The sequence below is a fragment of the Comamonas sp. NyZ500 genome, from assembly GCF_016772095.1.
In the GTDB taxonomy this organism is placed as follows: domain Bacteria; phylum Pseudomonadota; class Gammaproteobacteria; order Burkholderiales; family Burkholderiaceae_C; genus Comamonas; species Comamonas thiooxydans.
Window position 1 is genome coordinate 1 of sequence record NZ_JAEIJE010000020.1, and the last position, 26,863, is coordinate 26,863.

At 60.8% G+C, this 26,863-nt stretch carries 21 protein-coding genes and 3 tRNA genes; 19 read left to right on the forward strand and 5 right to left on the reverse strand.

Annotation, left to right across the window (positions count from 1 at the left end; translation table 11 throughout):
- Nucleotides 1-179 precede the first annotated feature (179 nt).
- From JAO85_RS21560 to JAO85_RS21570, 3 genes are all read right to left on the reverse strand, one after another.
- Nucleotides 180-264 (reverse strand) — tRNA-Leu (locus JAO85_RS21560).
- 142 nt (nt 265-406) lie between these two features.
- Nucleotides 407-491, reverse strand: a tRNA-Leu gene (locus JAO85_RS21565).
- A gap of 145 nt (nt 492-636) precedes the next feature.
- Nucleotides 637-721, reverse strand: a tRNA-Leu gene (locus JAO85_RS21570).
- Between the two features lie 34 nt (nt 722-755).
- Between JAO85_RS21570 and rnr the strand changes: the two genes are divergently transcribed.
- Nucleotides 756-3,389 (forward strand): ribonuclease R, encoded by a 2,634-nt coding sequence (gene rnr / locus JAO85_RS21575; protein WP_202789000.1) that lies wholly within the window; start codon nt 756-758, stop codon nt 3,387-3,389.
- A 65-nt stretch (nt 3,390-3,454) separates the two neighbouring features.
- On the opposite strand, the gene JAO85_RS21580 is transcribed toward rnr, so the two are convergent.
- Both JAO85_RS21580 and JAO85_RS21585 read right to left on the reverse strand, forming a co-directional pair.
- A complete protein-coding gene (locus tag JAO85_RS21580; RefSeq protein ID WP_202789001.1) occupies nt 3,455-5,038 on the reverse strand; it encodes an NAD(P)H-hydrate dehydratase in 1,584 nt (527 codons plus the stop codon).
- 97 nt (nt 5,039-5,135) lie between these two features.
- Nucleotides 5,136-6,524, reverse strand: coding sequence for an amidase (locus JAO85_RS21585; protein ID WP_202789002.1), 1,389 nt, complete (start codon nt 6,522-6,524; stop codon nt 5,136-5,138).
- Between the two features lie 227 nt (nt 6,525-6,751).
- Here JAO85_RS21585 and rpsB point away from each other — a divergent pair, with 227 nt between their 5' ends.
- The 18 genes from rpsB to carB all read left to right on the forward strand — a co-directional run bounded on the left by rpsB (nt 6,752) and on the right by carB (nt 26,855).
- Nucleotides 6,752-7,504, forward strand: a complete 753-nt coding sequence (gene rpsB / locus JAO85_RS21590; protein ID WP_003067383.1) for a 30S ribosomal protein S2 — start codon at nt 6,752-6,754, stop codon at nt 7,502-7,504.
- A gap of 108 nt (nt 7,505-7,612) precedes the next feature.
- The gene (tsf, locus tag JAO85_RS21595; RefSeq protein WP_012839129.1) at nt 7,613-8,506 is read left to right on the forward strand and encodes a translation elongation factor Ts; all 894 of its coding nucleotides are present in this window, start codon (nt 7,613-7,615) and stop codon (nt 8,504-8,506) included.
- Nucleotides 8,507-8,599: 93 nt separating this feature from the next.
- Entirely contained in the window at nt 8,600-9,322 is a 723-nt protein-coding gene (gene pyrH / locus JAO85_RS21600) for a UMP kinase (protein WP_003053409.1), read from the forward strand.
- A 37-nt stretch (nt 9,323-9,359) separates the two neighbouring features.
- Nucleotides 9,360-9,920, forward strand: coding sequence for a ribosome recycling factor (gene frr / locus JAO85_RS21605; protein WP_003067379.1), 561 nt, complete (start codon nt 9,360-9,362; stop codon nt 9,918-9,920).
- A gap of 23 nt (nt 9,921-9,943) precedes the next feature.
- Entirely contained in the window at nt 9,944-10,681 is a 738-nt protein-coding gene (uppS, locus tag JAO85_RS21610; RefSeq protein WP_003067377.1) for a polyprenyl diphosphate synthase, read from the forward strand.
- Between the two features lie 14 nt (nt 10,682-10,695).
- Nucleotides 10,696-11,553 carry a phosphatidate cytidylyltransferase gene (locus JAO85_RS21615; RefSeq protein ID WP_003067375.1) on the forward strand — a complete coding sequence of 286 codons (858 nt, stop codon included), beginning with the start codon at nt 10,696-10,698 and terminating at the stop codon, nt 11,551-11,553.
- A complete protein-coding gene (ispC, locus tag JAO85_RS21620; protein WP_202789003.1) occupies nt 11,550-12,728 on the forward strand; it encodes a 1-deoxy-D-xylulose-5-phosphate reductoisomerase in 1,179 nt (392 codons plus the stop codon). The genes JAO85_RS21615 and ispC overlap by 4 nt, the downstream gene beginning before the upstream one ends.
- Nucleotides 12,729-12,819: 91 nt before the next feature.
- Nucleotides 12,820-14,190, forward strand: coding sequence for an RIP metalloprotease RseP (gene rseP / locus JAO85_RS21625; RefSeq protein ID WP_039048842.1), 1,371 nt, complete (start codon nt 12,820-12,822; stop codon nt 14,188-14,190).
- A gap of 43 nt (nt 14,191-14,233) precedes the next feature.
- Nucleotides 14,234-16,549, forward strand: a complete 2,316-nt coding sequence (gene bamA, locus JAO85_RS21630; RefSeq protein ID WP_012839125.1) for an outer membrane protein assembly factor BamA — start codon at nt 14,234-14,236, stop codon at nt 16,547-16,549.
- Nucleotides 16,549-17,055 carry an OmpH family outer membrane protein gene (locus JAO85_RS21635; RefSeq protein WP_012839124.1) on the forward strand — a complete coding sequence of 169 codons (507 nt, stop codon included), beginning with the start codon at nt 16,549-16,551 and terminating at the stop codon, nt 17,053-17,055. The genes bamA and JAO85_RS21635 overlap by 1 nt, the downstream gene beginning before the upstream one ends.
- A 16-nt stretch (nt 17,056-17,071) precedes the next feature.
- Nucleotides 17,072-18,073 (forward strand): UDP-3-O-(3-hydroxymyristoyl)glucosamine N-acyltransferase, encoded by a 1,002-nt coding sequence (lpxD, locus tag JAO85_RS21640; RefSeq protein ID WP_012839123.1) that lies wholly within the window; start codon nt 17,072-17,074, stop codon nt 18,071-18,073.
- Nucleotides 18,073-18,513 carry a 3-hydroxyacyl-ACP dehydratase FabZ gene (gene fabZ, locus JAO85_RS21645; protein ID WP_003053425.1) on the forward strand — a complete coding sequence of 147 codons (441 nt, stop codon included), beginning with the start codon at nt 18,073-18,075 and terminating at the stop codon, nt 18,511-18,513. The genes lpxD and fabZ overlap by 1 nt, the downstream gene beginning before the upstream one ends.
- Before the next feature lie 15 nt (nt 18,514-18,528).
- Nucleotides 18,529-19,317, forward strand: a complete 789-nt coding sequence (gene lpxA / locus JAO85_RS21650; RefSeq protein ID WP_171832531.1) for an acyl-ACP--UDP-N-acetylglucosamine O-acyltransferase — start codon at nt 18,529-18,531, stop codon at nt 19,315-19,317.
- 50 nt (nt 19,318-19,367) lie between these two features.
- Nucleotides 19,368-20,564 carry a lipid-A-disaccharide synthase gene (gene lpxB / locus JAO85_RS21655; protein WP_087865803.1) on the forward strand — a complete coding sequence of 399 codons (1,197 nt, stop codon included), beginning with the start codon at nt 19,368-19,370 and terminating at the stop codon, nt 20,562-20,564.
- Complete coding sequence (gene rnhB / locus JAO85_RS21660) at nt 20,527-21,258, forward strand: ribonuclease HII (protein WP_034362608.1); 732 nt, start codon at nt 20,527-20,529, stop codon at nt 21,256-21,258. Before lpxB ends, rnhB begins: the two co-directional genes overlap by 38 nt.
- Nucleotides 21,259-21,474: 216 nt before the next feature.
- Complete coding sequence (locus JAO85_RS21665; protein ID WP_202789004.1) at nt 21,475-22,266, forward strand: RNA methyltransferase; 792 nt, start codon at nt 21,475-21,477, stop codon at nt 22,264-22,266.
- Nucleotides 22,267-22,438: 172 nt separating this feature from the next.
- Nucleotides 22,439-23,611 carry a glutamine-hydrolyzing carbamoyl-phosphate synthase small subunit gene (carA, locus tag JAO85_RS21670; RefSeq protein ID WP_012839119.1) on the forward strand — a complete coding sequence of 391 codons (1,173 nt, stop codon included), beginning with the start codon at nt 22,439-22,441 and terminating at the stop codon, nt 23,609-23,611.
- Nucleotides 23,604-26,855 carry a carbamoyl-phosphate synthase large subunit gene (carB, locus tag JAO85_RS21675; RefSeq protein ID WP_003067353.1) on the forward strand — a complete coding sequence of 1,084 codons (3,252 nt, stop codon included), beginning with the start codon at nt 23,604-23,606 and terminating at the stop codon, nt 26,853-26,855. Before carA ends, carB begins: the two co-directional genes overlap by 8 nt.
- Nucleotides 26,856-26,863: the final 8 nt, after the last annotated feature.

A 26,863-nucleotide genomic window follows, 5' to 3' on the forward strand; every position in this document is an offset into this window, starting at 1 on the left:
TGAAACTAGTGCGTCTACCAATTCCGCCACCTGGGCATTTCAGAGTGAGCGAATTATATAGCGGCTTGAGTACTGCTTATGCCGGTTTGCGCGGTTTTTTCAGAAAACTTTGCGCGGTGGCTGAGATGGCTGCCAAAACGAAAAAGCCGCTGCATTTGCATGCAACGGCTTGTCGTATTTGGTGCCCAGGAGAGGACTCGAACCTCCACGGAGTTACCCGCTAGTACCTGAAACTAGTGCGTCTACCAATTCCGCCACCTGGGCATTTCAGAGTGAGCGAATTATATAGCGGCTTGAGTACTGCTCATGTTGGTTTGCGTGGATTTTTCAGAAAACTTTGCGCGGCGGCTGAGGGGTTGCCAAAACGAAAAAGCCGCTGCATTTACATGCAACGGCTTGTCGTGTTTGGTGCCCAGGAGAGGACTCGAACCTCCACGGAGTTACCCGCTAGTACCTGAAACTAGTGCGTCTACCAATTCCGCCACCTGGGCTTTCAGGGAATCTTCGTATTGTAATGCATTTTTTCTACATTCAATCCGAATCTTCAAATTTTCTAAGATGCCGTCTGGCTTGTGAACATTCCCTTGAGGAATGTTTCCCAAGTTTGTTTCAACCCTTGCGGGTTGTCGTTAAACTTGGTGCCCAGGAGAGGACTCGAACCTCCACGGAGTTACCCGCTAGTACCTGAAACTAGTGCGTCTACCAATTCCGCCACCTGGGCATCTCAGGAAAGACATAGATTGTATATCAAGAAAATGAACCCTCGCGCAAAAGTTGCCGATATGAACGAAGAAATTTTGGGCACTGTGCAGGGCCACCGCGACGGACACGGCTTTGTCGTCCGTGACGATGGTGAGCGTGACATCTACCTTCCCCCCAATGAAATGCGAGCGGTGCTGCACAAGGACAAGGTCCAGGTGCGTATCGCCCGTCATGACCATCGCGGTCGCCCCGAAGGCCGTGTGGTGGAAATCGTGGAGCGTCCAGACCAGCCCATCATTGGTCGCTTTCTGCAAGAAAGCGGTGTGTGGCTTGTGGCCCCTGAAGACAAGCGCTACGGCCAGGATGTTCTGATTCCTTCCAACGCCACAGGTGCGGCCAAGCCGGGGCAGGTGGTGGTGGTCGAATTGACCGAGGCGCCGGCGCTGTTCGGCCAGCCTGTGGGCCGCATCACCGAAGTGCTGGGTGAGGTGGATGACCCAGGCATGGAAATCGAGATTGCGGTGCGCAAGTATGGCGTGCCGCATATCTTCTCCGACGCCTGTCTCGAGCAAGCCAAGGCGCTGCCCGAAAAAGTCCGACCCGCAGACTACAAGCACCGCATTGATCTGACCGATATTCCTCTGGTCACCATTGACGGCGAAGATGCCCGCGACTTTGACGATGCCGTGTATTGCGAGCCCGCCAAGGTGGGGCGCAGCAAGGGTTGGCGCCTGCTTGTTGCGATTGCCGACGTGAGTCACTATGTGACCACAGGCAGTGCCATTGATGTGGATGCTTACGACCGCGCCACCAGCGTGTACTTCCCGCGCCGAGTGATTCCCATGCTGCCGGAAAAGCTCAGCAACGGGCTGTGCTCCTTAAACCCCGACGTCGATCGGCTGTGTATGGTCTGCGACATGCTGATCACGGCGCAAGGTGAGATTCACGCCTATCAGTTCTACCCGGCAGTAATGCATAGCCATGCGCGCTTCACCTATACCGAGGTGGCTGCAATCCTGGCCAATACGCGTGGCCCAGAAGCAGCCAAGCGCAAGGAGCGCGTGCAGGATTTGCTGAATCTGTATGGCGTCTTCCAGTCCCTGCTCAAGGCTCGTGAGGCGCGCGGTGCCGTGGACTTTGAGACGACCGAGACGCAAATCGTCTGCGACGACAACGGACGCATCGAAAAAATCGTGCCGCGCACTCGCAATGATGCGCACAAGTTGATTGAAGAAGCCATGCTGGCGGCGAATGTCTGCAGCGCAGATTTCATCGACCAAAGCGGGCAGCTTGGCCTGTTCCGCGTGCACGACAAGCCCTCGCTGGAAAAGCAGGAAATTCTGCGCAATTACCTCAAGGCCATGGGTGTGAGCATGAGCATCAGCGAAAACCCTTCGACCAAGGAGTTTCAGCAGATTGCCAATGCCACCAAGGACCGTCCAGACTCGCAGCAGATTCACACCATGCTGCTGCGCTCCATGATGCAGGCTTTCTATACGCCGGAAGGCTCGGGGCACTTCGGTCTGGCCTTTGAGGCCTATACCCACTTCACCAGCCCGATTCGTCGTTATCCAGACTTGCTGGTGCACCGCGTGATCAAGGCTGAGCTGAACGGCACACACTACAAGCTGCCCAGCCTGCCCACGCCGGGTGAAGCCGAAGCCAAGATGGCCAAGCGCCTCTCTTCGCGTGTGGTCGAGCCGGGGCAAAAGCCGCGCAAGCGCTCGGCGGCCAAGGAATTCCAGGCCTGGGAGGCTGCCGGCCTGCACTGCAGTGCCAACGAGCGCCGTGCCGACGAGGCCAGCCGCGATGTGGAGGCCTGGCTCAAATGCAAATACATGCGCGAGCATCTGGGCGAGGAGTTCGCGGGCACGGTTTCCTCGGTCACGACCTTCGGAGTTTTTGTGACGCTGGATGCCATGTATGTGGAAGGGCTGGTGCATATCACCGAGCTGGGCGGCGACTACTTCCGCTTCGACGAAGCCCGGCAGGAGCTGCGTGGCGAGCGCTCGGGCGTTCGCTATGGCATCGGCGCACGAGTGCGGGTGCAGGTCAGTCGCGTGGATCTGGACGGACGTCGCATCGACTTCCGCCTGGTTCGCGATGGCGAGGATGGCTTGGTACAAACACCACGCGGCGGTCGTGGCCAAGCCAAGGATGAGGGGCGTGGCCGTCGCGAGTCGCGTGACGAGCGCAGTGCGGGCGGCTATGCCGACAAGTGGAGTCGTCGCGATGCCAAGGCCAATCGTGCGCAGCGCAATGCTGCTGCGGGCCCTGCTTCTGCACCTGAGCCCGATCGCGCCAAGCAGGGGCGAAAGGCAGCCAAGAAAGCCATGCTGAAAAGCGTGAATCTGGCCGCACTGGAGGCGGAGTACGCACAAGAGCAAGCCGCGCCCAAGCCTGAGCCTGTGATGGAGTCCGTCATCGAGGTGCAGCAAGCCAAGCCTCGCAAGGCGGCAGGCAGGAAAAAGGTTGCAGCCCTGCTTGCGCCTGATGCTCCGGCCATCTCTGTTGTCAAGGCTGCGGTCAAGCCTGAATCAAGGTCGGTCGCAAAGCCCGCAACCAAGGTCTCAACGAAGTCTGTGGCGAAGTCGGCTCCCAAAGCCGTAAAGGCTGCTGCCAAGCCTGCGGCGGGTACCAAGGCTGCGCCGGCAAGCAAAACCAGCAAGCGCAAGACCGAGCGCTGATTGCTCTCCTATCAAGAGCTGAAAGGCCTTGCCCGATAACGGCAAGGCCTTTGTTTTTTTGCAGTTTATTGATTGCCCAGACGCAGAGCCAGTGCACTGGCGCTGAATGGGAGATCTGCTGGCCAGCAATCTGCAATGTGGCCATGGCGGAAGGCTGCCTGAGTCGCTGCCATATCGGCACTTTGACCCTGTGCCCATAGCGCCGCTATCAATCCGGCCAGCACATCGCCCGTGCCGCCCGTGGCCAGGCGGGCATTGCCGCTGGCATTGATCCAGACTTGCTGCTGTGGATTGGCAACGACCGTGCCCGAGCCCTTGAGTAGCACCGTGCACTGAAATTTGCTGGCAAGCTGCAGGCAGGATTGAAGGCGGTTGGCTTGTATTTGAGCAGTGCTGGTTTGCAGCAGGCGCGCGGCCTCCAGCGGGTGGGGGGTCAAGACCGTGGTCTGCTGGCGTGTGGCGCGCTGGCTCAGCTGCTGCGCCAGTGCCGGGCTGGCCGCAACGGCGTTGAGTGCGTCTGCATCCAGCACCAGTTGCGGAGCTTGTGCCAGTATGTGAGGCAACCAGGCCTGCACGGCTTCGCCGCCACCGCAGCCGCAGACCGCGGTGGCCTGGCCCCAGTCCTGGGCTGCAGGCCGTCGCAGCATGATTTCCGGCCAGGGTGCAATGCCTTGCGCCAGTGCTTCGTCCAGTAAGGCCAGCATGACGCGGCCGGCTCCGGCGTGCAGTGCGGCCAGTGCCGCCAGCCAGGCCGCGCCCGTCATCGACAGGCCTCGCAAGCCCAGGCCTTCGCCGCCGAGCACGGCTACATCGCCAAAACTGCCTTTGTGACTGGCGTGCGGGCGTGCACTCGAGGAAGCGGAGGAGCGGGTGTTCAGATGCGCCGTGGGCCGCGCTGCAGCGGGGTTGGTCGTGCCGGGAGTGCCGGCAATGCCGCAGCCCAGGTCGTCCCACCAGATCTGTCCGCAGGCATCGCGGCCCTGACCGGTGAACAGGCCGGGCTGCAGGGTCAGCAAGGCAAGCGTGTGGCGCGCTTGCCTGGCGGCGATTTGGCCGGGCGCGAACTCCCTCAGATACTGGCCGGTATCGGCATCGAGGCCGGAGGCAAGGTCGACACAGAGTACGGTGCAGGCGCACTGCCGAACCTGGGTCAGCAGTTGCAGCAGGTGCAGCTCCGTAGCCGAGGCCTTGTCAGAGGGGCGCGGGCTCAGTCCTATGCCCAGCAGTGCATCGATGCACAGGTCCTGCAGTCCCAGATCGACGGGGGCGTCATGCAGCCACTGCACGCCAGCCTGCCTGGCTTTGTCCCGGGATATCTGTGCGTCGGATGGCAGCTCGGCAGGCTCGCGCACTTCGCTGACCATGATTCGCGCGTGGGGCAGCATGGCTTTGAGCTGCGCTGCCGCCTCAAAGCCGTCGCCTCCGTTGTTGCCCGGGCCGCAGGCGATCCAGATGCGTTGTGCGTGCGGGGCTACTGCCAGCGCCAGTTTTGCGATGGCAAGGCCTGCACGCTCCATCAGTCGGTGGGGAGGCAGGCGTCTGGCGCAGTCCTGCTCAATCTGGCGCGTGGCGGCGGTGCTGAATAGCGGCCAGCCCTGGCCGGTAGCCATGGAAGCGGGCGGGGTGTCGATTGGAGAAATGCGCAGCATGGTCCGAGGATAGCCTCAGGCTGCGCATTTGTGGGTTTTGATGATTTTTGCCATGTAGCCCAATGACCATAAGCGGTTGTAGCTACAAAAATGGAAGTCAAACGCGATTGAGCGCTGCCTCTATGCCCGCGCTGATATTCAGTATGGCGTCGTCATGCAGGGCGGCATGCCAGATCATTAGGCCCATGGGGAGCTCGTTCGGGTTGTGGCACGGCAGTGACAACGCGCAGCCATCCAGCATATTGACCACGCTGGTGTTGCGCAGCAGCAGGCCGTTGACGCGGAAGAATTCTTCGTCATGCCTGAGGTCGGCTGCAGCATCGAAGCCGTTGGCCGGAGCGACGGATGCAATGGTGGGGGCGGTGATCGGCGTGGTTGGCGAGAGCAGGGCGTCATAGTCGGCAATGGCACTCTCCATCCTTGCAATCCAGCGCTTGCGCGCGGCCAGCAGATCGAGATAGTCGGCAGCGCTCATGCTCGCGCCGCGCTCTATGCGCGAGCGCACCCGGGGATCGTAGAGCGCGGCCTTGGCGGGATCCTGCAGATGGTGCCGGTGCCAGGCGTAGCTTTCGGTGGGCGAGAAGCCGCCGATGACGTTGATGCGGTCCAGCTCCTCCAGCTCGGGCAGGTCAATCCACTCGATCTGCGCGCCGCTGGCCTGCAGCTTGGCGATGCTGCGTTCGAAGGCGCTGCGAACGGCGGGCTCGATCTGATCGAAGAAGAGGGGGCGCGGCACTGCCAGGCGCCACTGGCTCAGGCTGCGTTCATCCCTGGCGACTTTGCGCCCGGCCAGAATCTCGTGCAGCAGCACGGCATCGCGCACGCTGCGGGTGATGGCGCAGGCGGTATCCAGTGTGGGTGATAGAGGCACTGTTCCTTCGGTGGGAACCAGTCTGGCCGTACTTTTGAAGCCAACCAGGCCATTGAGTGCAGCGGGAATGCGGATGGAGCCGCCGGTGTCCGAGCCCAGTGCCGCCCAGGCGGCGCCGCTGGCGACGGAAACAGCAGCGCCTGACGAGGATCCGCCGGGAATACGCGCCGGCCACGTGGGCGCCAGCTGAGGGTTGGCGGGGTGGCGCGCGTCCAGCGCGGCGGGGGTGCCGAAATGCGGGTTCACGCCAACGCCGGAAAAAGCGAACTCGACCATATGGGTGCGGCCGATGATGGCCGCGCCTGCCGCGCGCAGGCGGGCAACGGCCGTGGCGTCTGTGCGGGCGAGGGGCGCATCCTGCAGCACCAGGGAGCTGGCGGCGCTGCGCGTGCCTTGCGTGTCGAACAGGTCCTTGACCGAGATGGCCAGGCCGGCCAGGGGTGTAGTGGATGGCGTTTCTGCAGCCGCCCAGCGTGCCTCGTCAAAAAAAGTCTGGCTGAAAACGTTGGCGCACAAGGGGCTTTGCGCGGCAGCAATGCTCATTTGCATGAGGTTTGCAGCGCTTTGGCGGCCTTCGCGGATCTCAAGAGCGACGTGACTGAGGTCGAGTTGCATGGCAGTGTGCTAAAATTTTGCGGCTTTGCTAAGGGTTAGTCCGTGAGGATTGACTTGAAAAGCTCTGAAAGTGGTTGATGCGATGGCGTTTTTGTGTGTTGCAGCAATTGCTTTTAAGTCGGCAAGGCAAATAGCAAACCGGCCTATTCAAGGTGTTGCGCTCGCTTTTTTCAAGGCGGTTGCAATCGTTGGGCCGGATTTTAGACCCAACCTTTGAGGTAATTAACATGGCAGTAACAATGCGCGAGATGCTGGAAGCCGGCGTCCACTTCGGTCACCAAACTCGTTTCTGGAATCCCAAGATGGCTCCGTTCATCTTCGGTGCCCGCAACAAGATCCACATCATCAACCTGGAAAAGTCCCTGCCGATGTTCCAGGAAGCCCAGAAGTTCGCCAAGCAGCTGACTGCTAACGGCGGCACCATCCTGATGGTGGGTACAAAGCGTCAAGCCCGTGAGCTGGTGGCTGAAGAAGCCAAGCGCGCTGGCGTGCCCTTCGTTGACCAGCGCTGGCTGGGCGGCATGCTGACCAACTTCAAGACCGTCAAGACCTCCATCAAGCGTCTGAAGGACATGAAGGCTCAGCAAGAAGCCGGTCTGGAATCCATGTCCAAGAAGGAACAGCTGATGTTCGTTCGCGAACTGGAAAAGCTGGAAAAGGACATCGGCGGCATTCAGGACATGAACGGTCTGCCCGACGCCATTTTCGTGATCGACGTGGGCTTCCACAAGATCGCTATCGCTGAAGCCAAGAAGCTGGGGATTCCTCTGATCGGCGTGGTTGACACCAACCACAACCCCGATGGCATCGACTACGTGATCCCTGGTAACGACGACTCCGCCAAGGCTGTGCAGCTGTACGCCCAAGGCATTGCCGACGCAATCCTGGAAGGCCGTGAAGCTCGTCTGAACGACGTGGTGAAGGCCGCTGCCGGTGAGAACGGCGACGAGTTCGTGGAAGTGGAAGAATCCGCCGCCTAAGCGAAGTCCGGCTGCGCGACCGCATCGCGAGAAAAAGCGGGGCTCTAGGTAGCCCCGTTTTTTTAGCCGGAATCCTGTAACGAATCGAACTGATACTGGAGAAATACGATGGCAATTACTGCAAGCATGGTCGCTGAACTGCGCGCCAAGACCGACGCCCCCATGATGGAATGCAAGAAGGCTCTGACCGAAGCTGATGGCGATATGGCCAAGGCTGAAGAGCTGCTGCGCGTCAAGCTGGGTACCAAGGCTGGCAAGGCCGCTTCCCGCGTGACTGCTGAAGGCGTTGTGGCTGCTTTCATCGACGGCGGCAAGGGCGGCCTGATCGAAGTGAACAGCGAAACCGACTTCGTGTCCAAGAACGACAGCTTCCTGGCCATGGCCAATGCCGCTGCCAAGCTGGTCGCCGAGCACAATCCCGCTGACCTGGACGCTCTGGGCGCTCTGGCCTACGAACAAGACGGCTACGGCCCCACTCTGGAAGACGTGCGCAAGGGTCTGATCGGCAAGATCGGCGAAAACATGTCCTTCCGTCGCTTCAAGGCTTTCAGCGGCGCTGGCCTGGCTGCCTACGTGCACGGCACCCGCATTGGCGTGGTGGTCGAGTTCGACGGCGACGCTTCTGCTGCCAAGGACGTGGCAATGCACGTGGCCGCCATGAAGCCCGTGGCTCTGACTTCCGCTGACGTGCCTGCTGACCTGATCGCCAAGGAACGCGCTGTGGCCGAAGGCAAGGCAGCCGAATCCGGCAAGCCCGCCGACATCGTTTCCAAGATGGTGGAAGGCTCCGTGCAGAAGTACCTGAAGGAAGTGTCCCTGGCTGACCAGGTCTTCGTGAAGGCTGCTGACGGCAAGCAAACCGTGGCTCAGATGCTCAAGGCTGCCAACACCAATGTGAAGGCGTTCACGATGTATGTCGTGGGTGAAGGCATTGAGAAGAAGACTGATGACTTCGCCGCTGAAGTGGCTGCCCAGGTGGCAGCAGCCAAGGCTGGTGCTTAAACCTAAGCCTTAGCAACAATCGCGGCCTAGAGCCGCGATTGATTTATTCCCCTCCCGTTTTCATACTCATTCAACTTCCATCGGAGAAACACCATGTCCAACGCCATTCCAGCCCACAAGCGCATTTTGCTCAAGCTGTCGGGGGAGGCGTTAATGGGAGATGACCAGTTCGGCATCAACCGTGCAACCATCGAGCGCATGGTGGCTGAGATCGTGGAAGTGACCAAGGTGGGTGTGCAGGTTGCCGTGGTGATCGGCGGCGGCAACATCTTCCGCGGCGTGGCAGGTGGCTCGGTCGGCATGGACCGTGCGACTGCCGACTATATGGGCATGCTGGCCACGGTGATGAATGCCCTGGCTTTGGCAGATGCCATGGACAAGCAGGGCCTGACGGCGCGCGTGATGTCGGCCATCGGTATCGAGCAGGTGGTCGAGCCCTATGTGCGTCCCAAGGCGCTGCAGTACCTGGAAGAGGGCAAGGTCGTGGTGTTCGCTGCCGGTACGGGCAATCCCTTCTTCACCACCGACACGGCCGCTGCGCTGCGTGGTGCTGAAATTGGCGCCGAAGTCGTGCTCAAGGCCACCAAGGTGGATGGCGTCTACACGGCCGACCCGGTCAAGGATCCTTCGGCCACGCGTTACGACAAGCTGGCTTTCGATGAGGCCATCTCGCGCAATCTGGGCATCATGGATGCCACCGCTTTCGCGCTGTGCCGCGATCAGAAGCTGCCGATTCGCGTGTTCTCCATCGTCAAGCCCGGCGCACTCAAGCGCGTGGTCATGGGTGAAGACGAAGGCACTCTGGTGTACGCTTGAGCGTTTTGCCGCCACATGCCCGCAAAGGAACAAGAACATGACGATCGCTGAAATCAAAAAGAACACCGAAACCAAGATGGGTCAGTCCATCGAGGCTCTGAAGAACAATCTGGCTCGCGTGCGCACCGGCCGGGCGAATCCCGCGCTGCTGGATGCCATCCATGTCGAGTACTACGGCTCCATGGTGCCTCTGTCGCAGGTGGCCAATGTGTCTTTGCTGGATTCCCGCACCATCAGCGTGCAGCCCTGGGAAAAGAACATGGCCGCCAAGGTGGAAAAGGCCATTCGCGAGAGCGATCTGGGTCTGAATCCCGCTTCCATGGGCGACCTGATCCGCGTGCCCATGCCTCCCATGAGCGAAGAGCGCCGCAAGGAAATGACCAAGCTGGCGCGCAACGAAGGCGAGAACGCCAAGATTGCCGTTCGCAACCTGCGTCGCGATGCCAATGAAGGCGTGAAGAAGCTGGTCAAAGACAAGGAAGCCTCTGAAGACGATCAGAAGCGCTCCGAAGCCGAAATCCAGAAGATCACCGACAAGCATATTGCCGAGGTCGATACGCTGGTGGCGGCCAAGGAACAGGACATCATGGCGGTCTGAGTCTTTCCAAAGGACTTGCACTTTTGACATCCAAGAAAAACGGCGCGGTTCCGCGCCATATCGCCGTCATCATGGACGGCAACGGACGGTGGGCCAAGCGCCGTCTGCTTCCACGTCTTGCCGGTCACAAGCAGGGAGTGGAGTCCCTGCGCCGCTGCGCTCGCGCCTGCGTCGAGCGTGGTGTGCAGGTGCTCACGGTGTTTGCGTTTTCCTCCGAGAACTGGAACAGGCCTCAGGAAGAGGTCTCGGGCCTCATGAGCCTGCTGGCCAATGCCCTGGCCAAGGAAGTCGCTCAACTCAGCCGCGACGGCGTGCGCCTGTACTTTGTCGGCGACCGCCAGGGGCTGAGCGACAAGGTTCGGGAGGGCCTGGCAGAGGCCGAGCGCATCACCGCTCACAACACACGTCTGGTTCTCAACGTCTGCTTCAACTACGGTGGCCGCTGGGATATAGCCCAGGCTGCACAGAAGCTGGTGGCCCAGGGGCTGGAGCTGACTCCCGAGAATCTGGACAGGGCCATGGCCTTGGCTCATGTGCCGGATCCTGATCTCATGATCCGCACCGGCGGTGAAACTCGCATCAGCAATTTCCTGCTCTGGCAGGCTGCTTATACAGAGCTTTTTTTCAGCAATGCCCTGTGGCCTGATTTCGACGAGGCGGCTCTTGACGAGGCCATTGCCGTGTTTGGCGGTCGTGAGCGCCGCTTCGGCCAGACTTCCGAGCAGATTCAACCATCATCCACCGTCACCTTGACGGCTTAACCATAAGAGGTGCCATGCTCAAGCAGCGCGTCATTACCGCCTTGATTTTGCTGGCCATTTTGCTGCCGGCACTGTTTTATACGGCCAGCACCGTGCCCTTTGCCGCACTGATGCTGTTGTTCATGGCGGCTGGTGCCTGGGAGTGGGGGCGACTCAATGGTTTTGGACAGGCAGGCTCACTGGGCCTGGGGGCTGTTTGTACGGCGCTGTGCGCCGGCTCCTGGTGGGCCGGCTGGGTGGATCAGCCTCTGCCCACGGTGTGGCTGATTGCAGGTTCCCTCTGGGTGCTGGGGGGCGTTTTGCTGCTGCGCGCTGGCGTGGCGGGCTGGCCGCATATTCCGGCAGCAGTGCGTCTGGTCGGCGGCGTGCTGGCATTGTGGCTGGCCTGGCTGGCCGTGGTGCAGGCGCGTAATATCGGCATCAACTTCCTGCTGTCGGTGCTGGTGCTGGTCTGGGTGGCTGATGTCTTTGCCTATTTTGCAGGCCGCACTTTCGGCCTGAAGTTCACCAGGAACAAGCTGGCTCCTTCCATCAGTCCCGGCAAGAGCTGGGAAGGTGTCTGGGGCGGCATGCTGGGGGTGATTGTGCTGGCTCTGGTCTGGAGCTGGGCAGATCGTCACTACGGCGCCGGTGTTCTCAGTTTCTATTCGGTGCTGCAGTCGCGCGGACTTTGGTTCCTGCTGCTGGCTGCGGTGTTTATGGCTGCGATGAGTGTGGTGGGCGACCTGGTCGAATCCCTCATCAAGCGCAGCGTCGGTGTCAAGGACAGCAGCGGCTTGCTGCCCGGCCATGGTGGTGTCCTGGATCGCATTGATGCCCTCCTGCCCACACTGCCGTTGGCGATGATGCTCTCATCCTTTGTGCATCCATGAAGCAGAAAATCACGGTTCTGGGTTCTACCGGTTCCATCGGAACCAATACCCTGGATGTGGTGGCACGCCACCCTGAACAATACGAAATCTTCGCGCTGAGCGCAGCCACGCAAGTGGATCTGATGCTCAGGCAATGCGCGCAGTTCAAGCCGCAGTTCGCTGTGATGGCCAGTGCGCCCCATGCTCGTCAACTAGCTGAGGCAATCAAGCAAAACGGGCTTCAAACACAGGTGCTTCAGGAGCGGGACGCGCTTGAAGTGATCGCGTCGCACCCGGATGTGGATGCTGTCATGGGGGCGATTGTCGGTGCGGCCGGACTGGCACCCTGTCTGGCGGCCGCCAGGGCCGGCAAGCGTCTGCTGCTGGCCAACAAGGAGGCCCTGGTGGTGGGCGGCGCGCTGTTCATGGACACCGTCAAGCGCCATGGAGCCACTTTGCTGCCCATCGACAGCGAGCACTCGGCCATCTTCCAGTGCCTGCCCGAAGACAGCAGCACCTGGGCTGATCGCGTCGACTCCTTGCTGTTGACGGCATCGGGCGGACCGTTCCGCCAACGCGACCCGGCGACACTGTCCGAAATCACGCCCGAGCAGGCTTGCTCGCATCCCAATTTTTCCATGGGGCGCAAGATCTCGGTGGACTCGGCCACCATGATGAACAAGGCGCTGGAGGTGATCGAGGCGCGCTGGCTGTTCGATATGGCGCCCGAGAAGATCAAGGTGGTGATCCATCCGCAGCAGATCGTGCACTCCATGGTGCAGTTCAAGGATGCGTCCGTGCTCGCTCAGCTGGGCACGCCCGATATGCGTGTGCCGATTGCCTGCGGTCTGGCCTGGCCCGAGCGCATCGAGAGCGGCGCACCTGTGCTGGATTTCGCCAAGCTGGCGGCGCTGACCTTCGAGGAGGCGGATGCGCGTCGCTTTCCGGGCCTGCATCTGTCCTGGCAGGCGCTGCGCGCGCCCGAGGGTACGACCACGGTGCTCAACGCAGCGAACGAAGTGGCTGTCGCCGCGTTCCTGGAGCGTCGCCTGTCGTTTGACCGCATTCATGCCGTCAATCTGCAGACGCTGGAATCCGTGCAACCCGGTGTCGTGGGCAGTCTGGAAGAGTTGATGGCGCTCGATGAGCGAGCGCGCGAGCGTGCTGCTGACATAGCTAGGAAGTGGGCGCGCTGATCTGGCGCCGAGTTTGGTGGCTTGAGGGCTTGCGGTTGAACTTGCGGCCTGCTGCACGCTCCAAGCATTGATTGGCATTAAGGAGTTTCAGGTGTTGCTGACGGTTGTGGCTTTCATCGTGGCGCTCGGCGTTCTGATTGCGGTGCATGAGTGGGGCCACTATCGCGTTGCCGTGGCCTGTGGCGTCAAGGTGCTGCGTTACTCCGTGGGCTTTGGCAAGCCGCTGTTGCGCTGGGTCGGCAAGAAGTCGGGCACCGAATATGTGATCGCGGCGCTGCCTCTGGGCGGCTATGTGCGCATGCTTGACGAACGCGAGGGCGAGGTCAGACCCGAGGAAAAACATCTGGCCTTCAACAACCAGCCCCTGCGCTCACGTGCAGCGATTGTTGCCGCGGGACCTGCGGCCAATCTGGTGCTGGCCGTGGCGCTGCTGGCGGTGGTCAACTGGGTGGGCACCAACGAGCCTGCAGCCCGGCTTGCGGCTCCTCCGGAAGGCACGTTGCTGCATCAGGCCGGTATTCAAAGCGGCGACTGGGTGCAGCGTGCCTCTGTGGGTGGCAAGGAATGGCAGCCTGTGCGTGCCCTGGGTGATTTGCGCTGGCTGGTGACGACAGCTGCCATTGAAGGTGAAACCTTGCAGCTGGAGGTGGCGGCACAAGAACATGGCGCGGCGCGTGTCGTGCCGCTCGATCTCGCTTCTTTGCAACAAAAGGAACCGGATGCAGCTTTCTTTGACAAGGTCGGGCTGCAGGGTGCCTGGAGTCGTCCGGTCATAGAAGAGGTTGTTGCAGGTGGCCCGGCGGAAAAGGCGGGTCTGCAAAAAGGCGATGTGCTGCTCAGCATCGATGGCCAGGCAGCTCAGGATGGCGCTCAGGCGCGTGCCGCGATTCGTGCCTCGGGTGCATCCGGTCGAGTCGAGCCGCAGGCCTGGGCTGTGGAGCGTGCGGGCCAGCGTCTGAACCTGCGGGTGCAGCCGGAAATAGTACCTGGCAAGGATGGACAAGCTGCAACTGCACGTGTGAACGCCTTTATTGGCAGCCAGCCCGAGATGGTGCTGGTGCGCCATGGCTTTCTGGATGGCTTGAGTGCCGGTTTGCACAAGACCTGGGAGCTGTCCTCCATGACGCTGCGCATGATGGGGCGCATGCTGATCGGTCAGGCCTCGCTCAAGAATATCAGCGGTCCTTTGACGATCGCAGACTATGCAGGCAAGTCCGCCAGCATGGGGCTGGTGCAATACCTGTCGTTCCTCGCGCTGATCAGCATCAGCCTGGGCGTTCTCAACCTGCTACCATTGCCCGTTCTGGATGGTGGGCACCTGATGTATTATCTTTGGGAAGGTTTGACGGGGCGCAGTGTCTCTGATGTCTGGGCTGAAAGACTGCAGCGTGCAGGCGTCGCAGTCATATTGCTGATGATGTCAGTCGCCTTTTTCAACGATATCAACCGGCTCTGGGGCTAATTTTTACCGCTACGGTAGGCCGCATTCGCGGCGATTTCCACTCATGAAAAAACATTTCAATCGCTTGGGCGTGCGCTCTGCAACTGCCCTGGCTGCTATGGTTTTAGCTGCGCAAGCAGCATGGGCATTGGAGCCCTTCAAAGTTCAAGATATCCGCGTCGAGGGTTTGCAGCGAGTGGAGCCCGGTACGGTGTTCGCCTCTATGCCTTTGCGCGTGGGCGATGACTACAACGACGAAAAGGGCGCGGCTGCCATTCGTTCGTTGTTTGCTCTGGGTCTGTTCAAGGACGTGCGTCTCGAAGCCAATGGCAATGTGCTGGTGGTGGTTGTGGAAGAGCGCCCCACCATTGCCGAGGTGAACTTTGCCGGCACCAAGGAGTTCGACAAGGACACTCTGCTCAAGGCCATGCGTGACGTGGGCCTGGCCGATGGCCGCCCTTTCGACAAGGCGCTGGCTGATCGCGCCGAGCAAGAACTCAAGCGCCAGTACATCAACCGCAGTCTGTATGGCGCTGAAGTGGTGACCACGGTGACGCCTATCGAGCGCAACCGAGTGAACCTGACCTTCACCGTCTCCGAAGGTGAGCCGGCCAAGATCAACGAAATCCACATTGTGGGCAACAAGGCCTTCAAGGAATCGACGCTCAAGGACCTGTTCGATCAGGACACAGGCAACTGGATGAGCTGGTACACCAAGTCTGACCGCTACGCTCGCAACAAGCTCAATGCCGATCTGGAGTCGCTGCGATCCTACTATCTGCAGCGCGGCTATCTGGAGTTCCGTGTGGAGTCCACCCAGGTCGCCATCTCTCCGGACAAGCAAAATATCGGCCTGACCGTGAATATTCACGAAGGCAATCAGTATGTGGTCTCTGGCGTGAAGCTCGAAGGCAACTATCTGGATCGTGACGACGAGTTCAAGTCGCTGGTCAAGATCAAGCCCGGTGAGCCCTATAACGCCGACCAGGTTTCCGAGACCGTCAAGGCTTTTACCGACTATTACAGCAATTTCGGTTTTGCCTTCGCCAAGGTGGAGGCCGTGCCCGAGATCGATCGCGCCAACAATCGCGTGGCCATCGTGTTGCAAGCACAGCCTTCGCGTCGCGCCTACATCCGTCGCATCAGCGTCAGCGGCAACAACAAGACCCGCGACGAAGTGATTCGCCGCGAGTTCCGCCAGTTCGAGGCCTCCTGGTACGACGGCCAGAAGATCAAGCTGTCGCGCGACCGTGTGGACCGTCTGGGCTTCTTCACCCAGGTCGACATTGAAACCCAGGAAGTGCCCGGATCCCCCGATCAGGTCGATCTGATGATCAATGTGGTTGAGAAGCCCACAGGCTCGATCCAGCTGGGCGCAGGTTTTTCCAGCGCTGAAAAGGTCTCGCTGTCCTTCGGCATCAAGCAGGAAAACGTGTTCGGTTCGGGCAACTACCTGGGTCTGGATGTCAACACCAGCAAGTACAACCGCACCATGGTGGTGTCGACAACCAATCCGTACTTCACGGATACCGGTATCTCGCGCACCTATGACCTGTACTACCGCACCATCCGTCCCTACTATGACGATGGCGCCTACAAGATCATCACCAAGGGTGCCAGCGTGCGCTTCGGTGTGCCCTTCAGCGAAGTGGACACCATCTTCTTCGGTGCCGGTGTTGAAGGCAATGAGATCAAGCCTGGCACCTATATGCCGGCGGTCTACAACGAGTATTGCGGTGGTCTGCCTGGCCAGAACATAGGCTGCTCCAAGACCGGTATCCCTCTGACTCTGGGATGGTCTCGTGATAACCGCGACAGTGCTCTGGCACCCAATGCCGGTCGCTATCAGCGTGTGAATCTGGAGGCCTCGTTCATGAGCGATATGCGCTATGCGAAGGCCAACTACCAGATTCAGCAATATATTCCGCTGAACAAGAAGTACACGATTGCCCTGAACGGCGAGATGGGCTGGGGCAAGGGCCTGGGCGGCAATCCCTATCCCATCTTCAAGAATTTCTACTCGGGTGGTCTGGGTTCGGTGCGTGGCTTCGAGCAGGGCTCTCTGGGGCGTCGTGACTCAGTGAATACCAATCTGGCCTTGGGCGGTACGCGCAAGCTGACCTTGAATGGCGAATTCATGGTCCCGTTCCCGGGTGCCGGTAATGACAGAACACTGCGTCTGTTCGGCTTTGTGGACGTGGGTAATGTGTGGGCGGAAGGTGAAAGCATGGATCTGGGAACCTTGCGTGCTTCCACCGGTATCGGTATTAGTTGGATTTCGCCGCTGGGCCCTCTGCGTTTGGCGTATGCTCAGCCAATCCGTAAGGAAACCGGCGATAGAATCCAGAAACTGCAATTCCAAATCGGAACATCTTTCTAATGAAATCTCTCTCTAGCCATCTTTCTTTGGCTGTGCTGCTTGGCGCCATGGCCGTCTCTGCGCATGCACAGGAATTCAAGGCCGGCTTTGTGAACACGGATCGTATCTTCCGTGAGGCATCCGCTGCCAAGGCTGCCCAAGCCAAGCTTGAGCAGGAGTTTTCTAAGCGTGAAAAGGATTTGGTCGATCAGGGCAATTCCTTGAAGAACGCCTCGGACAAGTTCGAGCGTGAAGCTACCACCATGTCCGAGAGCCAGCGTGCTTCGCGCCAGCGTCAGCTGGTGGATCAGGACCGTGAATTCCAGCGCAAGCGCCGTGAATTTCAGGAAGACCTGAACGCTCGCAAGAATGAAGAGCTGGCCACCGTGCTGGATCGTGCTAACAAGGTTGTCAAGCAAGTGGCCGAGACTGAAAAGTACGACGTCATCCTGCAAGAGGCCGTGTATATCAACCCCAAGTTTGATATCACCGACAAGGTCATCAAGGCCCTGAACGGCACAAAGTAATCCCAAGGATACTTTTGTGAGCGTTCTATTGGGACAGATTCTCGATGCGCTCGGTGGAGAACTGGTAGGTGGCGAGCGCGAGATGCCTATCTCGCGCATCGCTCCACTGGACTCTGCGGGCCACGGTGATCTGAGCTTTTTAAGCAATCCCCGCTATCGCCAGCAACTGGCCGCCTCACAGGCGGCCTGTGTCATTGTGGCGCCGACGATGCGTGATGAAGCAGCGCAGCGTGGCGCCTGCATTGTCACGGCCGATCCTTATGCCTATTTCGCGCGTGCCACCCAGTGGTGGAAGGCGCACCAGCAGGGCGGCAGGCCGCGCGGCATCCATGCGAGTGCGGTGGTGGATGCCACGGCCCAGGTGCATGAAAGTGCCTATGTGGGGCCGCAATGCGTGGTGGAGGCAGGCGCGGTCATCGGTGCCGATACGGTGCTGAAATCGCGCGTCACCATCAGCCAGGGCTGTGTGCTGGGCGAGCGCTGCATTCTGCATCCCGGTGTGGTCATCGGTGCCGACGGCTTCGGCTTCGCGCCCTCGGCGGGCCAATGGGAAAAGATAGAGCAGCTGGGGGCCGTGCGCATCGGCAACGATGTGGAAATCGGTGCCAACACCTGCGTGGATCGTGGGGCACTTGATGACACCGTCATTGAAGATGGCGTCAAGATCGATAATCTGGTGCAGATTGCCCACAATGTGCACATTGGTGCGCATACGGTGATTGCCGGCAATACCGGTATTGCCGGCAGTGCGCGCATCGGCAAGCGCTGCCAGATTGGTGGAGCCGCCAATATTCTGGGGCATTTGACGATTGCGGATGGCACGGTGATTTCGCCGACCTCCATGGTCACTCGCTCCTTGCCCAAGGCAGGTTTTTATACAGGCATCTTTCCGTTGCAAGAGAACGAGCAATGGGAAAAGAACGCTGCAACCTTCAGGCAGTTGTACACGCTCCGGGAGCGGGTCAAGAAGCTTGAACAAGCGCTGGCTGAGGGCCGGCAAAGCAACAACGGAAATTGATGATGGATATTCAAGAAATTCTCAAGCAACTGCCTCACCGCTATCCCTTTCTTCTGGTGGATCGGGTGCTGGAGCTTGAGCGCAACACGCGCATCAAGGCGATCAAGAACGTCACCTTCAACGAGCCGTTCTTCACCGGGCATTTCCCCGGTCGTCCGGTCATGCCCGGCGTGCTGATTCTTGAAGCCCTGGCCCAGGCTGCCGGCCTGCTGGCCTTCGACGCCATGGGCCAGGTGCCCGATGAAAACAATATCTACTACTTCGTGGGTATCGACTCGGCACGCTTCAAGCGCCCCGTGGTGCCGGGAGACCAACTGGCCCTGGAGATCACCATCGACCGCGTGCGTGGCGGCATCTGGAAGTTCAACGCCGTCGCCAGCGTGGATGGCGAAGTGGCCGCTGAAGCTCAGCTGATGTGCACCATGCGTCACGTGGGATAAGCGTTGATGGCGGCTGTGAGCTTGATTCATCCCACCGCCGTGGTGGACCCTGCGGCCCAGCTTGACACCTCGGTGTCGGTGGGGCCGTATGCCGTCATCGGCCCCAGGGTGCGCATTGGCGCCGGCAGCAAGGTGGGCGCGCATTGCGTGATCGAAGGCGACACCACCATTGGTGAAGGCAACCACATCTTCCAGTTTGCATCGCTGGGTGCGCAGCCCCAGGACAAGAAGTACGCGGGCGAGCCCACACGTCTGGTGATCGGCGATCGCAACACGGTGCGCGAGTTCTGTACCTTCAATACGGGGACCACGCAGGATCGTGGCGAGACGACCATCGGCAATGACAACTGGATCATGGCCTATGTGCATATCGCGCATGACTGCATCATTGGCAACCAGACCACACTGGCGAACAACACCACGCTGGCAGGCCATGTGCATGTCGGCGACTGGGTGACGATTGGTGGCCTGACCGGTGTGCTGCAGCGCATGCGCATAGGTGCACATGCCATGGTGGGCTTTCAGGCTCATGTGAACAAGGATGTGCCGCCCTTCATGACGGTGGATGGCAATCCGCTGGCCGCTCGCAGCGTGAATCTGATCGGTCTCAAGCGTCGTGGCTTCTCGGATGCACGCATTGCCGCCGTGCGTGAAATGCACAAGCTGCTGTACCGCCAGGGGCTGACGCTGGAACATGCCATTGCGGCCATGGATGCGATCAAGTCGGCAACGCCTGAAGCAGTGCAGGACGTGGACTTCATGCAGTCCTTTCTGGCATCGGCAAGCAACGGCATTACACGTTGATAGCGGCTCGCGTTGTCCCTATCTGAGTTTGAGACGTGAATAGCTCTGAAATGACTAATAAGCAGGCGCAAGCTGCTCCAGATTCCATAGCGCCCAGCATTGCCATGGTGGCAGGCGAGGCCTCGGGCGATCTGCTGGCTTCGCTGTTGCTCGACGGTCTGCGTCAGCGCTGGCCCGATGCGAGCTCCATGGGCATAGGCGGCGACAGGATGCAGGAGCGCGGCTTTGACGCCTGGTGGCAGTCAGAGCGACTGGCCGTGCACGGTTACAGCTGGGAAGTGCTGGCGCGAGTGGCCGAGTTGCTCGGTATTCGCAAAAAGCTGCGTCAGCGCCTGATTGCGCATCCGCCCTCGGTCTTTGTCGGTGTGGATGCCCCCGACTTCAACCTGGGGCTGGAAGCCGGCTTGCGTGAAGCCGGCATCAAGACCGTGCACTTTGTCTGTCCGTCGATCTGGGCCTGGCGTGCCGATCGCGTGGAGAAAATCCGTCGCGCAGCCGACCATGTGCTGTGCATCTTCCCGTTCGAGCCCGAACTGCTGGCCCAGCATGGCATCGAAGCCACCTACGTCGGTCATCCGCTGGCGCAGGTGATTCCGCTGCACCCCGATAGAGCGGCCGCGCGTGCGCGCCTGGGCCTGGCCGAAGAGGGGTTGGTGCTGGCCTTGCTGCCCGGCAGCCGCCGCTCCGAGGTGCGCTACATTGCCTCAGGCTTTTTCAAGGCGGCGGCGCTGGTCCAGAAGGCGTTGCCTCAGACCCGGATCGTGGTGCCGGCCGTGCCTTCGCTGTACGAAGAGGTGCAGCGCATTGCGGCCGAGGCCGGCATGCAGGGCAAATGCCTCATCGTCAAGGGCCAGTCCCATGATGTGCTGGCAGCCTGCGACTGCACGCTGATTGCCAGCGGCACCGCCACGCTGGAGGCGGCGCTCTACAAGCGCCCCATGGTCATCAGCTACAGCATGCATCCCTGGAGCTGGCGCCTGATGAAGCGCAAACAGCTGCAGCCCTGGGTGGGCCTGCCCAATATTCTGTGCGGCGATTTTGTCGTGCCCGAGCTGCTGCAGGATGCGGCAACACCCGAGGCGCTGGCCCAGGCCGCACTGGGCTGGCTCAGAGCCAGCCAGGATTCTCCTGCCACCATTGAAGCGCTGGTTGAGCGCTTCACCGCGCTACATCACGAACTGCGCCGCGATACCGCCGAACTGGCTGCCCATGCGATCCAAAAAATCATTGCCACCCCCGCTGCTTGAGCAAGGCTGCCTGCCCTGGCATCCGCCCGGGCTGGTTGCCGGGGTGGATGAGGCAGGGCGCGGCCCGCTGGCCGGTCCGGTGGTGGCTGCCGCCGTCATCCTGGACGATCTGAAGCCCATTGCCGGGCTTAATGACTCCAAGAAGCTCACGGCCAACCGCCGCGAGGTGCTCTACGACGAGATCCGTGCCAAGGCGCTGTGCTTTTGCATAGCTCAGGCTTCGGTGCAGGAGATCGACGAGATCAACATCCTCAAGGCCACGCTGCTGGCCATGCGTCGCGCGGTGATGGGCCTGCGTCTCAAGCCCGTGCTGGTGCTGGTGGACGGCAACCAGCTGCCGCAGATCGATGTGCAGGCCGAGGCCATCGTCAAGGGGGACTCGCTGGTGCAGGCCATTTCCGCAGCTTCGATCCTGGCCAAGGTCACGCGTGACCGCTGGTGCGAACGCCTGGATGCCCAGTACCCGCAGTACGGCTTTGCCGGACATAAGGGCTATGGCACGGCCGCGCATCTGCAGGCCTTGCGCGCCCATGGTGCGACGGCAGAGCACAGGCGCTCTTTTGCACCCGTGGCCCAGGTGCTGCAAGCCGGCCAGGTGTGTGCAGGCGGCATGGCGCAGCCTGTGCTGTGCGAGACCGGGCTGTCGGGTGTGACGTCCAGCCTGCTGATGTCGCAGGCATCGCTCTACGTCTGATGCGCGCCTGATCGACATTGTCTGCATTCCCGAGTGCGGCGCAGGGCCGCCTCGGACGCTCTATCTTCTTTGGGACTTACGCAAACAAGAATGCTGCAGCGGCCTGCCTTCTGAGGCAGTCGTCTTGCCTGAACCCGTTTTGCGTAAGTCGTGTACTTGTTTCAAGCCCGGCCAGGCGCTTGCATGCAGGGTTTTTGTTTTTTCTCAGAGGTCGACATGGCTGCACGCCCCCAGGTCGCGGACATTCATTCGCGCGACAACGCTTTCGTCAAAGAACTGCGCCGTCTGTCCCAGGACAGCACGGCCTATCGCAAACAGGGGCAGGTTTGGCTTGAAGGCGATCATCTTTGCCGTGCGGCCCTGGTGCGGGGTCTGAAACCAAAGCTTGCCGTTTTTGCGCAGTCTTTCTGGCCTCAGGCGCCCGAGGAGTGGGTGCAGGCTGCCGGCAAGGTCGTGGTGCTGGCAGATGCCTTGTTCGACGAGATCAGCGCTCTGGAATCTCCTGCCCGCATGGGCTATGTGATGGACTGGGATGCGGGTGTGCAGGTGCAGCCGGGCGTTGCCACCGTGGTGCTGGACCGCGTCCAGGATGCCGGCAATGTGGGCAGCATCCTGCGCAGCGCGTCGGCCTTCGGCTTCACCCAGATCCTGGCGCTCAAGGGCACGGCCGCACTGTGGAGTCAGAAGGTGCTGCGTGCCGGCATGGGTGCTCACTTCGGCCTGCATCTGGTCGAGGCGGCCTCGGTCGATGAGGTGCAAGGCCTGCAAGTGCCCCTGGTAGTGACCAGCTCCCATCAGGGGACATTGATCCATGAGGCCGACCTGCCATGGCCCTGTGCCTGGGCCATGGGCCATGAAGGGCAGGGTGTGGGCGATGCGCTGATGGAGATGGCGCGGCACCGCATCAGCATTGCGCAGCCTGGAGGTGAGGAGTCACTCAATGTGGCTGCTGCGGCCGCGATCTGCCTGCATGCGAGCAGCGTAAGCATGCTACGCCGTAGAGGGTAATCCCGGGGCGCTTCAAAGGGGTGAAGCGGACAGAGCCTATAATGGGCGGCTTTCAAGCATTCCTTCATACGCCTAGCGACGCTTCCTCGCCATTCCCTGCAGACACAAATGTCCCAGCGCACACGCCGGGGCTTCGTTGGGCGTAACCGTAATTAAAAAACCGGAGAACCCAGTGCTTTTGTCTCTCAAGGGAAATTTCCCATCCGCCATTCTGGCGCTCGCAGACGGCACGGTCTTTATTGGCAACTCGATTGGTGCGCAAGGCACCACTGTTGGCGAAGTCGTTTTCAACACCTCGCTGACCGGCTACCAGGAAATCCTCACCGACCCCAGCTATTGCCAGCAGATCGTGACGCTCACGTATCCGCACATCGGCAACTACGGTGTCAATCCTGAAGACGTCGAAGCTGACAAGATCCATGCCGCAGGTCTCATCATCAAGAACCTGCCCCTGCTGGCCAGCAACTTCCGAAGCACCCAGACGCTGTCCGAGTACCTGACCGAAGGTAAGACCGTCGCCATCGCCAACATCGACACCCGCAAGCTCACGCGACTGCTGCGTGACCAAGGCGCGCAGAACGGCGCAATCGTGGGTCTGGCCGCTGGTGAAGAAGTCACCCAGGCCAGGATCGACGAGGCCATCGCCGCCGCCAAGGCCGCCCCCAGCATGAAGGGGCTGGATCTGGCCAAGGTCGTGTCCACCGACAAGTCCTACCCATGGACCGAGGCCGAGTGGACGCTGGGCGAAGGCTACGGCAAGCTCGAATCGCCCAAGTTCAAGGTTGTGGCCTATGACTTCGGCGTGAAGAAGAACATTCTGCGCATGCTGGCCGAGCGCGGCTGCGACGTGACCGTCGTGCCCGCCCAGACTCCAGCCAAGGATGTGTTGGCCCTGAACCCCGACGGCGTGTTCCTGTCCAACGGCCCTGGCGACCCCGCGCCTTGCGACTACGCCATTGCCGCTGTGCAAGAGATCATGGCAGCCAAGATGCCGGTGTTCGGTATCTGCCTGGGCCACCAGATCATGGCTCTGGCCTCCGGTGCCAAGACCTTCAAGATGCAGAACAGCCATCACGGTGCCAACCACCCCGTCAAGGACCTGGACACCGGCCACGTCAGCATCACCAGCCAGAACCACGGTTTCGCGGTGGAGCTGGAGTCGCTGCCCGCCAATGCCCGCGCCACCCACATCAGCCTGTTTGACGGCACGCTGCAAGGTCTGGAGCGCACCGATGTGCCTGCCTTCTGCTTCCAGGGTCACCCCGAAGCATCGCCCGGCCCCAACGATATCGGCTATCTGTTTGACCGCTTCACAGCGCTGATGGAGAAACACAAAAATGCCTAAGCGCAACGACCTAAAAAGCATTCTGATCATTGGCGCCGGTCCCATCGTGATCGGTCAGGCCTGCGAGTTTGACTACTCCGGCGTGCAGGCCTGCAAGGCCCTGCGCGAAGAGGGTTACAAGGTCATCCTGATCAACAGCAACCCTGCCACGATCATGACCGACCCGGCTACCGCCGACGTCACCTACATCGAGCCCATCACCTGGCAGACGGTCGAGAAGATCATCGCCAAGGAACGCCCCGATGCCATCCTGCCAACCATGGGCGGCCAGACCGCGCTGAACTGCGCGCTGGACCTGTGGAAGAACGGCGTGCTGGACAAGTACAAGGTCGAGCTGATCGGCGCCAAGCCCGAAGCCATCGACAAGGCCGAAGACCGTCTGAAGTTCAAGGACGCCATGACCAAGATCGGTCTGGGCTCCGCGCGCTCCGGCATCGCCCACTCCATGGACGAAGCCTGGGCCGTGCAAAAGCAGATGGGCTTCCCCACCGTCATCCGCCCCAGCTTCACGCTGGGCGGCACCGGCGGCGGCATTGCCTACAACCCCGAGGAATTCGAAACCATCTGCAAGCGCGGTCTGGAGGCTTCGCCCACCAACGAGCTGCTGATCGAAGAATCCCTGCTGGGCTGGAAAGAGTACGAGATGGAAGTGGTGCGCGACACCGCCGACAACTGCATCATCGTCTGCTCCATCGAAAACCTGGACCCCATGGGCGTGCACACCGGTGACTCCATCACCGTGGCGCCGGCCCAGACACTGACCGACAAGGAATACCAGATCATGCGTAATGCATCTCTGGCCGTTCTGCGCGAAATCGGTGTGGACACGGGCGGCTCCAACGTGCAGTTCTCGGTGAATCCCAAGGACGGTCGCATGATCGTCATCGAGATGAACCCCCGCGTCTCGCGTTCCTCGGCACTGGCTTCCAAGGCCACGGGCTTCCCCATCGCCAAGATCGCGGCCAAGCTGGCCGTGGGCTTCACGCTGGATGAGCTCAAGAACGAAATCACCGGTGGCAAGACCCCCGCTTCGTTCGAGCCCTCGATCGACTACGTAGTCACCAAGATCCCGCGTTTCGCCTTCGAGAAGTTCCCTGCTGCCGACAACCGCCTGACCACGCAGATGAAGTCCGTGGGCGAAGTGATGGCCATCGGCCGTACCTTCCAGGAATCCTTCCAGAAGGCCTTGCGCGGCCTGGAAGTGGGCGTGGACGGCATGAACGAAAAGACCCAGGACCGCGAAATCCTGGAAAAGGAGCTGGGCGAGCCCGGTCCCGACCGCATCTGGTATGTGGGTGATGCTTTTGCTGCCGGCTGGTCGCTGGACGAGGTGCACAACATCACCAAGATCGACAAGTGGTTCCTGGTGCAGATCGAGGAGATCGTCAAGATCGAACTCGACCTGGACAAGCTCTACGAAGCCAAGGGCGAAGGCGCTCTGGCGGCTCTGGATGCCCAGACTCTGCGCACCCTCAAGCAAAAGGGCTTTTCCGACCGCCGTCTGGCCAAGCTGCTGCACACCAGCGACAAGGCCGTGCGCGAAGCGCGCAAGGCGCTGAAGGTGCGTCCCGTGTTCAAGCGCGTGGACACCTGCGCGGCCGAGTTCGCTTCCAACACCGCATACATGTACTCCACGTATGACGAAGAGTGCGAAGCAGCTCCCACGGACAAGAAGAAGATCATGGTGCTGGGCGGTGGCCCGAACCGTATCGGCCAGGGCATCGAGTTCGACTATTGCTGCGTGCACGCCGCCATGGCCATGCGCGAAGATGGTTACGAAACCATCATGGTCAACTGCAACCCCGAGACCGTGTCCACCGACTACGACACTTCCGATCGCCTGTACTTCGAGCCTCTGACGCTGGAAGACGTGCTGGAAATCGTGGACGTGGAGCAGCCCGAAGGCGTGATCGTGCAGTACGGCGGCCAGACGCCTCTGAAGCTGGCACTGGGTCTGGAGCGCGAAGGCGTGAAGATCATCGGCACCACGCCCGACATGATCGACGCCGCCGAGGACCGCGAGCGCTTCCAGAAGCTGCTCAACGAACTGGGTCTGCGCCAGCCTCCCAACGCCACTGCGCGTACCGAAGCCGAAGCCCTGGAAAAGGCTGCCGGCCTGGGTTACCCCCTGGTGGTGCGTCCTTCCTATGTGCTGGGCGGCCGTGCGATGGAAATCGTGCACGAGCAGCGTGACCTCGAGCGCTACATGCGCGAAGCCGTGAAGGTTTCCAACGACTCTCCAGTGCTGCTGGACCACTTCCTGTCCAACGCCATTGAGTGCGACGTGGACTGCGTGCGCGACAAGACCGGTGCCGTGTACATCGGCGGCGTGATGGAGCACATCGAGCAAGCCGGCGTTCACTCCGGTGACTCCGCCTGCTCGCTGCCCCCTTACTACCTGAAGGCCGAAACCGTCGCTGAGATCAAGCGCCAGACCGCAGCCATGGCCGAAGGCCTGCATGTGGTGGGCCTGATGAACGTGCAGTTCGCCATCAAGGAAGCGGACGGTCAGGACGTGATCTACGTGCTGGAAGTGAACCCTCGTGCCTCGCGCACCGTGCCCTTCGTCTCCAAGGCCACCGGCGTGCAACTGGCCAAGGTGGCTGCACGCTGCATGGCCGGCGACACGCTGGCCGAGCAGGGCATCACCAAGGAAGTCACACCGCCTTACTTCAGCGTCAAGGAAGCCGTGTTCCCGTTCGTGAAGTTCCCTGGTGTGGACACCATTCTCGGCCCCGAGATGAAGTCCACCGGTGAAGTCATGGGCGTGGGCAAGACCTTTGGCGAAGCCTTTGTGAAGAGCCAGATGGGTGCCGGCGTGCACCTGCCTGCCGAAGGCAAGGTCTTCCTGTCGGTGAAGAACAACGACAAGACCCGTGCCGTGGCCGTGGCCAAGGAACTGGTTGCCATGGGCTACAGCCTGTGCGCTACACGCGGTACAGCTGCAGCGATTGCTGAGGCTGGCCTGGAAGTGCAAGCGGTCAACAAGGTGACTGAAGGCCGTCCTCACATCGTGGATATGATCAAGAACGGCGAAATTGCCCTGGTCATCAACACCGTGGAAGAGCGTCGCAATGCCATCGCCGACTCGCGCCAGATCCGTACCAGCGCGCTGCTGGCACGTGTGACTACCTTCACCACCATCTTCGGCGCGGAAGCGGCCGTGGAAGGCATGAAGGCCATGCGCGGCAATCTGGACGTGCACTCGGTGCAAGAGCTGCATGCCATGCTGACCAAGGCCTGAAAAGCCTG

Coding starts and splice junctions, on each gene's coding strand:
- frr (WP_003067379.1), top strand. CDS start 9,360: ATGACGATCGCTGAAATCAAAAAGAACACCGAAACCAAGATGGGTCAG.
- JAO85_RS21635 (WP_012839124.1), top strand. CDS start 16,549: ATGAAATCTCTCTCTAGCCATCTTTCTTTGGCTGTGCTGCTTGGCGCC.
- JAO85_RS21665 (WP_202789004.1), top strand. CDS start 21,475: ATGGCTGCACGCCCCCAGGTCGCGGACATTCATTCGCGCGACAACGCT.
- rnr (WP_202789000.1), top strand. CDS start 756: ATGAACCCTCGCGCAAAAGTTGCCGATATGAACGAAGAAATTTTGGGC.
- fabZ (WP_003053425.1), top strand. CDS start 18,073: ATGATGGATATTCAAGAAATTCTCAAGCAACTGCCTCACCGCTATCCC.
- tsf (WP_012839129.1), top strand. CDS start 7,613: ATGGCAATTACTGCAAGCATGGTCGCTGAACTGCGCGCCAAGACCGAC.
- rnhB (WP_034362608.1), top strand. CDS start 20,527: ATGCGATCCAAAAAATCATTGCCACCCCCGCTGCTTGAGCAAGGCTGC.
- carB (WP_003067353.1), top strand. CDS start 23,604: ATGCCTAAGCGCAACGACCTAAAAAGCATTCTGATCATTGGCGCCGGT.
- bamA (WP_012839125.1), top strand. CDS start 14,234: ATGAAAAAACATTTCAATCGCTTGGGCGTGCGCTCTGCAACTGCCCTG.
- rpsB (WP_003067383.1), top strand. CDS start 6,752: ATGGCAGTAACAATGCGCGAGATGCTGGAAGCCGGCGTCCACTTCGGT.
- pyrH (WP_003053409.1), top strand. CDS start 8,600: ATGTCCAACGCCATTCCAGCCCACAAGCGCATTTTGCTCAAGCTGTCG.
- JAO85_RS21580 (WP_202789001.1), bottom strand. CDS start 5,038: ATGCTGCGCATTTCTCCAATCGACACCCCGCCCGCTTCCATGGCTACC.
- ispC (WP_202789003.1), top strand. CDS start 11,550: ATGAAGCAGAAAATCACGGTTCTGGGTTCTACCGGTTCCATCGGAACC.
- JAO85_RS21585 (WP_202789002.1), bottom strand. CDS start 6,524: ATGCAACTCGACCTCAGTCACGTCGCTCTTGAGATCCGCGAAGGCCGC.
- lpxB (WP_087865803.1), top strand. CDS start 19,368: ATGACTAATAAGCAGGCGCAAGCTGCTCCAGATTCCATAGCGCCCAGC.
- JAO85_RS21615 (WP_003067375.1), top strand. CDS start 10,696: ATGCTCAAGCAGCGCGTCATTACCGCCTTGATTTTGCTGGCCATTTTG.